We start from the raw sequence: 13,285 nt of genomic DNA, 5'->3' as shown, positions 1-13,285 counted from the left end.
AACCGTCACAGTGAGGTCTCCTTGGCGCCCCCCTGGTTCCCCTCGGCGCGGGCCGGTCCTTAGTCTGACTGCGTCAAGAGCATTGCGGGGCAACGTGAATCAGATGCAGGGCCTGCTCCTCGCGGGGCGCTACCGGCTCGCCGACCCGATAGGCAAGGGCGGCATGGGCCGGGTCTGGCGCGCCCACGACGAGGTGCTGCACCGGGCCGTGGCGATCAAGGAGTTGACCGCCGCGCTCTACGTCTCCGAGAGCGACCAGGCCGTCCTGCTCGCCCGTACCCGCGCCGAGGCCCGCGCGGCCGCCCGGATCAACCACTCGGCCGTCGTCACCGTGCACGACGTGCTCGACCATGACGGCCGGCCCTGGATCGTGATGGAGCTGGTCGAGGGCCGTTCGCTGGCCGACGCCGTCAAGGAGGACGGCCGCATCGAGGCGCGCGAGGCGGCCCGGATCGGGATGTGGGTGCTGCGGGCCCTGCGCGCCGCGCACACCGCCGGGGTCCTGCACAGGGATGTGAAACCCGGCAACGTCCTCCTCGCGCGCGACGGCCGGGTCCTGCTCACCGACTTCGGGATCGCCCAGATCGAGGGCGACACCACCATCACCCGCACCGGAGAGGTGGTCGGCTCGGTCGACTACCTCGCCCCCGAGCGGGTCCGCGGCGCCGACCCCGGCCCGTCCGCGGACCTGTGGGCGCTCGGCGCCACGCTGTACACGGCGGTCGAGGGACACTCGCCGTTCCGCCGTACGACCCCGCTGACAACGATGCAGGCCGTCGTCGACGAGGAACCCGCCGAGCCGCGCAACGCCGGTCCGCTCGGGCCCGTCATCGGCGCCCTGCTGCGCAAGGACCCCGCCGTGCGGCCCGGCGCGGCCGAGGCCGAGCAGATGCTCGCCGAGGCGGCGGAGGGACGGCGCCCGAGCGCGGCACAGGCCTATGTGCCGACGCAACATGTGGGTTCCCGCCATGAGCCGGGCGCGCACAGCGGTTCCCACAGTGGGTACGGCACGCAGACCACGGGCACACCGGTCAGCGGTTCGTCGTACCCCTCAGCCTCGGGAGCGTCCTACCCCTCGGCCACCGGGCCGTCGTATCCCTCGGCCACCGGGCCCTCGTACTCCGGGGGCTCGGGCCCGACGTACCACTCGGGCACCCCGTACGGCCAGGGGCCCGCCCCCACGGTCATCGGCCCCCCGCATCACGCCGGCATGCCCCAGGCCGCCCCGCCCAGGCGCCGCAGGCTGCGTTCCGTCGCGCTCGTGGTCGCGCTCGCCGCGGTCGTCAGCGCCGGGACCGCGGTCGCACTGCAGAAGTGGGACGAGGGGCGGGACACCGGCGGCACCTCGGCCTCGTCGAGCCCCACGCCCAGTCCTACGCCGAGCCCGGCCAAGGGTGGGGTTCCGGACGGCTGGAAGCGGTACAACGACCCCGTGGGCTTCAGCGTCTACCTGCCCAAGGGCTGGGACCGCTCGGTGTTCGGCACCCCCGCCAACGGGCTGACCCAGATCGACTACTCGCCCGACGAGGGCAAGCACTTCATCCGGATCGCCGTCGACACCTCGCCGGACTTCTTCGATCCGCTCGAACACCAGCACAGCCTGGAGGAGCAGATCCAGGACCTCAAGGACTACCACCGCGTCGGCATGGTCAGGAACACCTACCGGGACCGGCCGGGCGCCCGGTGGGAGTACACCTGGACCGCGCTGGCCAAGGACATCGCCTTCCCCGGGCCGCGCCGGGCCGTGGAGGAGACGTACATGTCCCGGGACGGCGCCGAGTACGCGATCTACATGTCGGCGCCGGCGGAGAGCTGGCCGACCACCAGCAAGCAGTTCACGGCGGTGCTCCAGGGCTGGAGCGAGACGCACAGCTGACGGAGTTGGCCGGTCACCGCCCCGGAGGGCGTGCGTCCGCTGCGGCATGATGGGGCGCATGGGGACCGAGGGGGACACTTTCCGTGTGATCGCGGGCCGATACCGCCTGGAGGCGAGGATCGGGCGCGGCGGCATGGGCGTGGTGTGGCGGGCGACCGACCAGCTGCTCGGCCGGCAGGTCGCCGTCAAGGAGATCCCGCCCGACGACTCGCTCTCCGCCGAGGACGCCCGGCTCCAGCGTGACCGCACCCTGCGCGAGGCCGGTGCGGTCGCCCGGCTGAGCCACCCGCACATCATGGTGGTCCACGACGTCGTCGAGCAGGACGAACGGCCGTACATCGTCATGGAGTTGATCGACGGCGGCTCCCTCGCCGACCGGATCTCCGCCGACGGCCCGGTCGACGCCGCCGAGGCCGCCCGGATCGGCGCCGACCTGCTGAGCGCGCTGCGCGCCGCGCATGCGGCCGGGGTGCTGCATCGGGACATCAAGCCCGCCAACGTCCTCGTCGAGTCCGGCACCGGGCGGGTCGTCCTCACCGACTTCGGCATCGCCCAGGTCGCGGGCGCCACCACCCTCACCGAGACCGGCTCCTTCGTCGGCTCGCCCGAGTACACCGCGCCCGAGCGGATGTCCGGGGTCAGGACCGGCCCGGAGGCCGACCTGTGGTCCCTGGGCGCGCTGCTGTGCACGGCCCTCAGCGGTGAATCGCCGTTCCGGCGCGACTCGTTGGGCGGCATCCTGCACGCCGTCGTCATCGACGAGATCCGGCCGCCGGCGCAGGCCGGGCCCCTGCTTCCGGTCGTACGGGGCCTGCTGGAGCGGGATCCCGAACGGCGGCTGGAGGCGGTGGAGGCCGAGCGGATGCTGCGGGCCTTCCTGGAGACGGGCCGCACGCCACCGCGCCGGGTCCCCGAGCGGACGTACACGCCGACCCAGCGGGATCTTCCGCTACGGCGGTCCCCGGCGCCGGAGCGGTCGCGGAGCGGTGGGCTCCTGGCGTCCGTCCGGTCGAGGCGGGGCGCGCTCGCGGCGGCGCTGCTGGTCGCCGTGCTGGCGGGAGCGGGCGTGTCGGCGGCGGTGCTGCTGATGGACCGGGGCGGCCCGGACGGGGGGACGGCGGCCGGCAGTTCGGCACCCGGGACGCCCCAGACGCCCGGCAGTTCGGCACCCGGAACGTCCGCGAGCGGCTCCGACGCGACGGCGGGGCCCACCCCCACCGCGACCCTGCCCTCCGCCCCCTCCGGATACCACGTCGTCCGGGACCCCGCCGGCTTCGCGCTCGCCGTGCCCGACGGCTTCCGGCGTGAACCGCAGGGGGAGCGGGTCTTCTACCTGTCCTCCGGGGAGACCTTCCGTCTCGGGGTCAAGGTCACCGATCCCCAGCCGGGCGGCCCGCTGGGCGTGATGCGGCGCGCCGCCGCCAAGGGGCCGGAGGCCAACCCCGGTTACCGCGACGGCCGGGTCACCTCGCTCAGGCACCGCGGGCACCCCGCCGCTCTCTGGGAGTTCACCTGGGACGGCTTCAGCGCGGCCGAGGGCGCCCGGCACACGTACGACGTGTGCTGGGAGGAGAACGGGCGGCTGTACGACGTGTGGGTGTCGGCGCCGGTCGGTGAGGTGCGGGAGGCCAAGGAGCACTTCGACGTGGCCGTGGACACGTTCACCGCGCGGTAGAGATACGTCACGGGTGTGTGACCGGAATGCATCACCTCTGGCTGCCTGCGTGTCTGGCGCGATATGGATGAACCCATGAGCACCAGCGGGGGAGTCGGCCACGAGTCCGACGAGACGACGAGTTATGTTCTGCAACCTCCCAGGCCCCCTCAGCAGGAGTCGGGCACAGGCCGGCTCATCGCGGGCCGGTACCGGCTGCTCGCCAAGCTCGGGCACGGCGGGATGGGCACGGTGTGGCGGGCCAAGGACGAGACGGTGGACCGCGAGGTGGCCGTCAAGGAACCCCGTGTCCCGGACCATCTTCCTGAACGCGAACGAGGCAACGCCTTCGAGCGGATGCGGCGTGAGGCCCGGGCCGCGGCCCGGCTCGATCACCCCTCGGTCGTGAACGTGCACGACGTGGCGGTCGTGGACGGCCGGCCGTGGATCGTGATGGAGCTGGTCCAGGGCCGTTCGCTGGGTGACGCGTTGCAGGAGGGCACCCTCGGGGCGCGGGAAGCGGCGAAAATCGGCCTTGAGGTGCTCGGCGCGCTGGAGGCCGCGCACGCGGCGGGCATCCTGCACAGGGATGTGAAACCGGACAACGTCCTGCTCGGTCGTCACGACCGGGTCGTCCTCACGGACTTCGGCATTGCCCAGATCGAGGGCGAGACCAGCCTGACCGACACCGGCGGCTTCGTCGGCTCGCCCGAGTTCATCGCCCCCGAGCGGGTGCTGGGCCAGCGTCCCGGTCCCGCCTCGGACCTCTGGTCCCTCGGCGTGGTCCTGTACGCGGCGACGGAGGGCGTCTCGCCGTTCCGCCGCAGCAACACGCCAGCGACTCTCCAGTCCGTCCTCAACGCCACGCCCGCCCCGCCCGCCGCGGCGCACGGCCCGCTCGCCGACGCCATCAACGGCCTCCTCCAGAAGGACCCGGCACGCCGCCCCAACGCCGCCCAGGTCAGGGCGCTCCTGGAGGCCACCGCCAACCCGCCCGCCCCGGAGCCCACGCAGATCGTGCGGACCGTCGAGGTGCCGGCGGGCGGCGGTTTCCGGCCGGGCCGCAAGACGTGGCTCGGGCTCGGCGCGGCGGTCGTCGCGGCCGCGCTGGCGGCGTACCTGGTCATCGCCGACCCCTTCGCCGGGCCGCTGCCGGACGGCTGGACCAAGAAGCACACCAAGGACGTGGCCGCGACGCTGGCGGTGCCGGCGGACTACCAGCCCACCACGCCCGACCGGAAGACGGACAAGACCCACTGGATCACGTACTCCGACTACAGCGGCAGCATCTGGATCGGCCTGCGGCTGGAGCGGAAGGCCGAGGACACCGCGAACAACATCGCGGGCTCCGCGGCGGCCGAGATGTACGACGACGACAGCACGTTCAAGGAGAGCGGCGACTACGACCTCGGCATGCCGGACACCGCGAAGACCCGGCCCGAGGAGAAGACGTACGAGGGCCGGAAGGCGGCCAAGAACACCGTCACGTACAACACCACGGACACCCAGAACTCCCGCCCGCGCGAGATCCAGATCTTCTACTACCGGACCACAACCGGCGACATGTACAAGCTCACCGTCAGCTATCCCGGCAAGGGGGACTTCACGGGGAGGGGCCGGGAGGTGGCGCGGACCACCCTCGCGAATCTGGGAGTGGACCGGCTCTGACACCGGCTCTGACAGGGGCCCGGCCCACGACTGCGGCCCGCCGGCCCCCTGATCCGGCTGCACCGGCCCGCTTCAGGTCTCTGAGCCCGCCGCTTAGACAAGGGCATGACGCGCACGGTACTCATGTGCCATGAGTGAAGACGGCGAACACCCGCCCGACGGACGTCTGATCGGTGGGCGTTACCGGCTCGTCGAGCGGATCGGCACCGGGCCGAACGGCACGGTGTGGCGGGCTCGCGATGAGCAGGGCGAGCGGGAAGAGCGGTACGTCGCCGTCAAGGAGCCCCGTCTGACCGGGGATCCGCAGGACGAGGAGCGGCGGCGGGCCATGCGGCGGCTGCCGCACGAGGCCCGGGCCGCCGCCCAGGTGGACCATCCGGCGGCCGTGACGATTCACGACGTACTCCTCGACGGTGAACTGCCCTGGATCGTCATGGAGTTGGTCGAGGGTGAGTCGCTGGAGGCCGCACTCGCCGGGCGCGGGCCGCTGGCCGACGCCGAGACCGCCCGGATCGGGCTCGCCGTCCTCGGCGCGCTCCAGGCCGCCCACCGTGTCGGCATCGTCCACCGCGATCTGAAGCCGTCCAACGTCCTTCTCGGTGCCGGCGGCGAACGGGTCGTCGTGACCGACTTCGGCATCGGCGCCTCCGGATGGGGCGACGCCCAGGAGGACGCCGCCGGTTTCGTCGCCCCGGAGTACGGCTCGGGGCGGGTCGCGGGGCCCGCCTCCGACCTGTGGTCGCTCGGTGCGCTGCTGAGCTCGGCCGTGGCGGACCGAGCGGATGCCGGTCCCCTCGGTTCGCTTCTGGAGCGGCTCCGCGCCCCCGAGCCGGAGGACCGGCCGACCGCGGAGGAGGCCGCCGAGGTGCTGGCCGAGGTCGCCGGGACGAGTCCGCCGGCGTGGGCCGCGGAGACGCCCGCCCCGCCTCGGACCGTACGGACAGCCGTCTCACCCCCGGCTTCGGAGGCCCTCGTATCCGCCCCCGCGGTCGAGGAACCCCGGCGCCTCACCGCTCTCTCCGCCTTCAACCTCCTCCTCCAGAAAAAACCGGAGCGGGGCTGACCGGCGCTGATCATCCGCCACCCAACCCCCTGATCAGCACATTCATCGCCAGCTATCACTGGCAGGGTGTGCGTACTCGGTGAACGCCTGTTACCGACGGGTACCCAAAGTGCCCCGTCCGGAATACCCTGCGGCTCATGACGGACGCGCAGGCCCCGGCCAAGACCGGCACGAACCCCCTCGCCCCCGCCCCGGAGGGCGCCCGTACCGCGGCCGACGTGGTCACCCCGGAGCTGGTCGCCCAGCTCACCAAGGGGGTGACCGGGTCCGGCCGTACCGCCAACCACACGCCGTTCACCGGCGAGAAGCTGGCCGACCTGCCCGAGTCCACCCCCGAGGACGTGGAGAAGGCCTTCGCGGCGGCCCGCACGGCACAGGCGGTGTGGGAGCAGACCCCCGTACGGCAGCGCGCGGCCGTCCTGCTCCGCTTCCACGACCTGATCCTGGAGCGTCAGGCGGAGGTCCTCGACCTCATCCAGCTGGAGACCGGCAAGGCCCGGCTGCACGCCCACGAGGAGGTGCAGGCGGTCGCCGTGGCGGCCCGGCACTACGGCCGCAAGGCGCCCGCCTATCTGCGGCCGAAGCGGCACACCGGCGCCGTGCCCACCCTCACCAAGGTCACCGAACTGCGTCACCCGCGCGGTGTCGTCGGCCAGATCGCCCCCTGGAACTACCCGCTCGAACTGTCCGTCGGCGACGCGCTGCCCGCCTTCGTCGCGGGCAACGCCGTCGTCATGAAGCCGGACACCGAGACCTGCCTGACCGCCCTGTGGGCCCGGGACCTGCTCGTCGAGGCGGGCCTTCCCGCCGAGGTGTTCCAGGTCGTCCTCGGCGACGGCCCGGTCGTCGGCCCCGAGGTCGTCCGGCACGCCGACTACGTCTCCTTCACCGGCTCCACCCGCACCGGCCGCGAGGTCGCCCAGGGCGCCGCCGCGCGTCTGGTCGGCGTCTCCCTCGAACTCGGCGGCAAGAACGCCATGCTGGTCCTGGAGGACGCCGACATCGAGAAGGCCGCCGCCGGAGCCGTCCGCGCCTGCTTCTCCTCCGCCGGCCAACTCTGCATCTCCATCGAGCGGTTGTACGTCCACGAGTCGATCGCGGACGCGTTCCTGGAGCGGTTCGCGGCCCGTACGAAGGCCATGCGGCTCGGCAAGTCCCTCGCCTACGGTGCCGACATGGGCTCGCTGGTGGGGGAGCGGCAGCTGGAGACCGTCACCCGGCATGTCGAGGAGGCCGTCGAGAAGGGCGCCAGGCTGGTCGCCGGTGGCGTCGCCCGCCCGGACATCGGCCCGTACTTCTTCGAGCCGACGATCCTCGACGGGGTCACCGAGCCCATGGCGGTGTGCGCCGAGGAGACCTTCGGCCCGGTCGTCTCGATCTACCGCTTCAAGACCGAGGACGAGGCCGTCGCGCTCGCCAACTCCACGCCGTACGGCCTGAATTCGTCGGTGTGGACGAAGGACGGCAAGCGGGGCCGCAAGATCGCCTCCCGGGTGCGGGCCGGCACGGTCAACGTCAACGAGGGGTACGCCTCCGCCTACGGCAGCGTCCAGTCCCCGATGGGCGGCATGAAGGACTCCGGCCTCGGCCGCCGGCACGGCTCCGAGGGCATCCTCAAGTACACCGAGGCCCAGACGGTCGCCCAGCAGCGCCTGCTTCCGATGGGGCCCTCGCTGGGCATGGACGACGAGAAGTACGCGCAGTTCATGAGCCGGAGCCTGCGGCTGATGAAGGCGTTCCGTTTCAAGTAGAGACCCCAAGTTCCAGACGACGTTCTCGACGAGGAGAGCACGTGCCACAGGACACCTACGACTACGACGTCATCGTCGTCGGCTCCGGCTTCGGCGGCAGCGTCACCGCCCTTCGCCTCACCGAGAAGGGCTACCGCGTAGGTGTCCTGGAAGCCGGCCGCCGCTTCACCCGCGAGACGCTCCCCAAGAACTCCTGGGACCTGAAGAACTACCTCTGGGCACCGAAGCTCGGCATGTTCGGCATCCAGCGCATCCATCTGCTGGGCAACGTCATGGTCCTCGCGGGGGCGGGCGTCGGCGGCGGCTCCCTCAATTACGCCAACACCCTCTACGTCCCCCCGAAGCCCTTCTTCGAGGACCCGCAGTGGCGTGACATCACGGACTGGCAGGAGGAGCTGAAGCCGTACTACGACCAGGCGCGGCGCATGCTGGGCGTGCGGCTCAACCCGACGATGACCCCCTCCGACGTCCATCTGAAGGCGGCCGCGGAGCGGATGGGTGTCGGCGACACCTTCCACATGGCCCCGGTCGGTGTGTTCTTCGGCGACGGCGAGGACGCGGAGGGCAAGCGGAAAGCCGCCCCCGGCGAGCAGGTCGACGACCCCTACTTCGGTGGCGCGGGCCCCGCCCGCAAGGCCTGCATCGAGTGCGGCGAGTGCATGACCGGCTGCCGGCACGGCGCCAAGAACACCCTGAACGAGAACTACCTCCACCTCGCCGAGAAGGCGGGCGCGGTCGTGCACCCCATGACCACGGTGGTCTCGGTCACGGACGACTCGCAGGGCGGCTACGCGGTCGCGACCCTCCCGACCGACGACCGCCGCAAGTCGTCCGCGGGCCGCACCTTCAAGGCCCGCCAGGTCGTCATCGCCGCCGGCACCTACGGCACCCAGACCCTCCTGCACCGGATGAAGGCGGGCGGTCAACTGCCGTACGTCTCCGACCGGTTGGGCGAGCTGACCCGCACCAACTCCGAGGCCCTGGTCGGCGCCCAGACCGACAACCGCCGCTATCGCAAGGCGACCGGCGCGCCGAAGGTCGACTTCACCCAGGGCGTCGCCATCACCTCGTCCATCCACCCGGACGAGAACACCCACATCGAGCCGGTTCGCTACGGCAAGGGCTCCAACTCGATGGGCGGTCTGTCGATCCTCCAAGTGCCGTACGCCGAGGGCTCGTCGAGGGTGATGGCCTGGCTGGCGAACGCGGCGAAGCACCCGCTGCTCGTGCTGCGGTCCCTCTCCAACCGCCGCTGGTCGGAGCGGACCATCATCGGACTGGTCATGCAGTCGCTGGACAACTCCCTGACGACGTACCTGAAACCGGACGGCGTCGGCAAGGGCCTGCTCACCGCGCGGCAGGGGCACGGCGCTCCCAACCCCAAGCAGATCAAGGCGGCTTCGCAGAGCGCCTCCGTGATCGCCGCCGACATCAACGGCTTCGCCGGCTCGAACGTCGGGGAGCTGATGGGCACCCCGCTCACCGCGCACTTCCTCGGTGGCTGCCCCATCGGCTCCTCCCGCGAGACGGGCGTCATCGACCCGTACCACCGGCTCTACGGCCACCCCGGGATCTCGGTCGTGGACGGCGCCGCGGTCTCCGCCAACCTCGGTGTGAACCCCTCGCTGACGATCACCGCGCAGGCCGAGCGGGCGATGTCGTACTGGCCCAACAAGGGCGAGCAGGACCCGCGTCCGGCGCAGGGCGAGGCGTACGTCCGGCTCGGCGCCGTCGAGCCCAAGGCACCCGCGGTCCCGGCGGAGGCCTTCGGCGCGCTGAAGCTGCCGTTCCTGGGGATGCCGGCCGTGCCGAAGAAGTCGTAGCGCCGGGGCAGGACAGAAAGAAGGGCAAAGAGAAGGACCCGCACCCCCCTCCGAGTGCGGGTCCTTCCTTTTCTTGCGTCAAGCCGTGGCTACCGCGCTACGACTCAGGCGTGGGCGCCGGCCGCACCCTTGCGCCGCTTCACCGCGAAGACCACACCGGTACCGGCGACGACGGCGAAGCCGCCGACGAGGCCGAGGACCGGCAGGGCCGAGCTCGAACCGGTCTCGGCGAGCTGGCCGTCCACGTCGACGCCGTTGACGTCGGAGATGGGGCTCTTGCCGCCGGTCTGCGGCTTGGCGTCGTTCGGCTTGCCCGGGTCGGAGCCGGCCGGCAGGACCTCGAAGTAGTAGATGCCGGCGTTCTCGTCGTCGGCGATCCAGCAGCCCTTGTCGTCCTGGTACTCGGCGAGACCGATGGCGATGCCGATCGCGCTCGGGACCGCACGGTCGACCTTCACCCGCAGCTGGTAGCTGACGGAGTCGCCGCCGTCGAGGGAGAAGGCGTTGAACGAGCCGCCCTCGTCGAACTGCGTGGCCACGTCGACCCAGGTGCCGCCGTGCTTCACCTGCACGGTGACCAGGTCGTTGTAGTCGTTGTCGAAGTCCCAGTCGACCGCTGCGACACCGACGATGGGCTGAATGTCCTTGATCGTCTCGTCGCCGGAGTTGCTGACGTTGAACTTGAAGTTCGTCCAGCCGCTGCCCGCCACGATGCTCTCGGGCAGACCGGTCAGCGAGCTGTGCAGCACGTCGCTGTTGTTGAGGACCGGGCCGTCGTCCTCGTCGACCTCGCACTCGTCGACGGGCTCGTCGCTCGCGCTCGGGGAGGGGCTGGCACTGGCGCTCGCGGAGCCGGACGGGCTCGTCGAGGGGGTGCCGGAGGGGGTGGAGCTGGACTCGCCGGCGGGGGAGCTCTCACCCGTGGCAGGCGTGGTCTCGGGTGCGGCCGGGGTGGTCTCCGCGTCCGCCGGGGTGCTCGCGGGGTCCGCCGGGGTGTTCTCGCCGGCGGGCGTGCTCTCGGCCGCGGTCGGCGTGGGCGACTCTTCCGCGAAGGCGCTCGGCGCGGCGAACAGGGCCAGCGGCGCTATCGCGGCGGTCGCGGCCGCGGCGGCCAGTGCACGACGAAGCTTCATGAAGACCTCGGAAGTCAGGTGTACTGCGTCACCCGCAGCACGCGTCAGGGAGAGGCCTCCGCGTGTGGGGCGCGGGTGGGGCCCGTGGTTCGTGAGGTTTGATCCACGACGGGTGTGAATGGTTGTGCGAGCGTTCACAGAAAACTTATGTGGGCTGAGTCACACACGGGTTCTTCTTGTGAACACGCTTTCCAAGGCCCTAGAACTGACCCACGTGTCAGAAGACCCCAAGATTCCCGACGACGTCTGGGAGCAGTTCGCCCGTGACACCGAACGGGACATCCGAGACTCCGCCCCCAAGGAACCCTCCGCACGGGCCCGTGAGGTGACGGAGCGACTGCGGCGCCAGGAAGCGCGCGGCGAACTGCCGGAGGGCTGGCGCACCGGGCCGGCCCGGCAGCAGAAGAAGAGCCGGCGGGGCCTGTGGAGCGTCCTCGCCGTCGCCGCCGCGGTCGTGGCGGCCGTCGTGGCGGTGAAGCCTTCGCTGGTGCCGGGCGACCCGTTCGGCGGGGAGACCTCCTCCGAGGCCGCGTCGACCCCGCTGCCGCAGGAGACGGCGGCGCCGACCGCCGCGCCCTCCGCCGAGCCCTCCCGGATCCCCACCCTGGACGACCCGTTCGCCGGGTCGCCCGCCAAGCTCTGGGCCGACGGGGCCGCCGGGATCGCCGTACCGAAGGCGAAGGCCGTCGGCGGCCGGTCCGCGGCGAAGGTCGAACAGGTGCTGGAGCTGACCAAGAAGCTGCTCGTCGAGTCCAACCTCGATCCGGCGACCCTGCGCGGCGAACGGCCCGGGGCGGCGCTCGATGTGCTGGACCCGCTGCAGAAGGACGTCCGCGGACTCCTGGAGACCGGCCTGCGCAAGCCGGACGAGAAGCACGACCCGCTGTGGATGTTCAGCCGCTTCGATCCCGAGGAGGTCCGGCCGGTCGGTGACGTGGTGAAGACCCGGGGCCGTATGACCTTCAAGGCCGGCGAGCACGCCTCCGTCGCCGTGCACGCGGACTACACCTTCGTCTACCCGGTCGTGCAGACCAACGGCTCCACCGAGGTCACCCGCACCATCATCCGCCGGATCCTCGACGTCGAGATCTCCGACCCGGCCAAGTACCAGGTCACCCCGGGCAAGCTCACCGTCGTGAACTGGGACCAGGACATCAACAACTCGGCCTGCGAGAGGTACGACGGCTTCCTGCACCCGTCGTTCAGCTCGTCCGGACCCACGGGACCCGACCCCACCGGACCGACCTCGGACCCGTACGACCGCAGCAAGCCCCTCGACGCGGACCGCGACAAGAGCTGCGGAACGGTCTCCCGCGTCTGACTCCGGGATCCGGACGTGCGAAGGGCCCCGTGGGGCGGAGCCACGGGGCCCTTCTTTCGTCAGCACCGACGTCAGGGCAGCGCCGGTGCCTGGGAGCGGCGCCGGGGGGTTGCGCCGCTTGCTCTCCGTGTCCGTGCCACCTGAATGCCCAGTTGGTCTGGACCTCTGGCAGTACGGTCACGCACCACGAATGCGGTTGTCTGCGGAGGGACTTGGGGGCTTTCCAGGCATCGTGCTGGATGGGCGCGGCCTCCGCAACCGTTTGACCCAGCCTGGTGCCGGTACTTGCCCCGCCGGCCGGCCCCGGGCGTCCCCGGAGCCGGCCGTTCTCTTGGGTGACCGGGCTGCTGTCCCCTGCCGTCCGGTCACTTCCTGGAGCGAGGTCCCACGGCGCACGGCGTGATCCGTACGCCTCATCGCTCCAGCGAGCCACGCGTGGTTCTGTCGGGCCCGCCCCTGGCTGGCACGGACACCACCACCAACGAAGCGGGGCGCGCCCCGGTCACGCGCCGTACGGGTGAGGCGGGGCCCGAACTCAGATGCGACCGCGGCTCAGTTCGAGCAGGGTCATGGCGAGGGAGGTGCCGGGCCTGCCGAGGGCGTCGCGGTAGCGGCCGAGGATCTCCATCTCGCGGGCGAGGTGGACCCGTCGGCCGCCGGAGGCGATACGGGTCCGCTGGACCACGGACGAGACGGCCATCCGTTCCTGGATCAGACCGATGATCCGGTCGTCGAGCGCGTCGATGCGCTCACGGGCGTCCGCGATGGTCGCTTCCGGTGTGGTGGTCACGCTGTGCTCCTGGGTGGGGTGGAGGCCCCGGAACGGCACGGTCCGGAAAACACCAGGCACCCCGGACCTTGTCGGCCCGGGGCGCCTGGGAAGTCGCTTGTCAGTTGCTCAAGCAGCACGACCATGGCAGCCGGCGGGCCGGGTGCCATAGGTAAACAGGAAGGTCGTCTGCGGGAGCATGCGAGCAGTATGCCGGGCCGTCCGGG

Annotated in this window: 9 protein-coding genes; 7 read left to right on the top strand and 2 right to left on the bottom strand. The window is 71.6% G+C overall.

Going from position 1 to position 13,285, the window contains the following annotated elements:
• Positions 1-103 precede the first annotated feature (103 nt).
• From AQI94_RS10615 to AQI94_RS10590, 6 genes are all read left to right on the top strand, one after another.
• Positions 104-1,876, top strand: a complete 1,773-nt coding sequence (locus AQI94_RS10615; RefSeq protein ID WP_031053040.1) for a protein kinase domain-containing protein — start codon at positions 104-106, stop codon at positions 1,874-1,876.
• 58 nt (positions 1,877-1,934) lie between these two features.
• Complete coding sequence (locus AQI94_RS10610) at positions 1,935-3,551, top strand: serine/threonine-protein kinase (RefSeq protein ID WP_062229698.1); 1,617 nt, start codon at positions 1,935-1,937, stop codon at positions 3,549-3,551.
• A gap of 75 nt (positions 3,552-3,626) precedes the next feature.
• Positions 3,627-5,198, top strand: a complete 1,572-nt coding sequence (locus tag AQI94_RS10605) for a serine/threonine-protein kinase (RefSeq protein ID WP_062229697.1) — start codon at positions 3,627-3,629, stop codon at positions 5,196-5,198.
• A gap of 130 nt (positions 5,199-5,328) precedes the next feature.
• A complete protein-coding gene (locus AQI94_RS10600) occupies positions 5,329-6,261 on the top strand; it encodes a serine/threonine-protein kinase (protein WP_031060770.1) in 933 nt (310 codons plus the stop codon).
• A gap of 137 nt (positions 6,262-6,398) precedes the next feature.
• Positions 6,399-8,012: a succinic semialdehyde dehydrogenase gene (locus AQI94_RS10595; protein WP_031060768.1), complete on the top strand. Its 1,614-nt coding sequence runs from the start codon at positions 6,399-6,401 to the stop codon at positions 8,010-8,012.
• 41 nt (positions 8,013-8,053) lie between these two features.
• On the top strand, positions 8,054-9,835 hold the full coding sequence (locus AQI94_RS10590; protein WP_031060766.1) for a GMC family oxidoreductase N-terminal domain-containing protein: 1,782 nt from the start codon (positions 8,054-8,056) through the stop codon (positions 9,833-9,835).
• 104 nt (positions 9,836-9,939) lie between these two features.
• Here AQI94_RS10590 and AQI94_RS45000 read toward each other — a convergent pair whose 3' ends face one another.
• On the bottom strand, positions 9,940-10,968 hold the full coding sequence (locus AQI94_RS45000; protein WP_031060764.1) for an LPXTG cell wall anchor domain-containing protein: 1,029 nt from the start codon (positions 10,966-10,968) through the stop codon (positions 9,940-9,942).
• A 178-nt stretch (positions 10,969-11,146) separates the two neighbouring features.
• Here AQI94_RS45000 and AQI94_RS10580 point away from each other — a divergent pair, with 178 nt between their 5' ends.
• Positions 11,147-12,289 carry a hypothetical protein gene (locus AQI94_RS10580; RefSeq protein WP_051833033.1) on the top strand — a complete coding sequence of 381 codons (1,143 nt, stop codon included), beginning with the start codon at positions 11,147-11,149 and terminating at the stop codon, positions 12,287-12,289.
• A gap of 535 nt (positions 12,290-12,824) precedes the next feature.
• On the opposite strand, the gene AQI94_RS10575 is transcribed toward AQI94_RS10580, so the two are convergent.
• On the bottom strand, positions 12,825-13,079 hold the full coding sequence (locus tag AQI94_RS10575) for a chorismate mutase (RefSeq protein WP_031060758.1): 255 nt from the start codon (positions 13,077-13,079) through the stop codon (positions 12,825-12,827).
• Positions 13,080-13,285: the final 206 nt, after the last annotated feature.

The organism is Streptomyces pseudovenezuelae (genome assembly GCF_001513955.1).
Classification (GTDB): domain Bacteria; phylum Actinomycetota; class Actinomycetes; order Streptomycetales; family Streptomycetaceae; genus Streptomyces; species Streptomyces pseudovenezuelae.
Note: the sequence above shows the minus strand (reverse complement) of the source record. Positions and strands in the feature narration are given on the sequence as shown.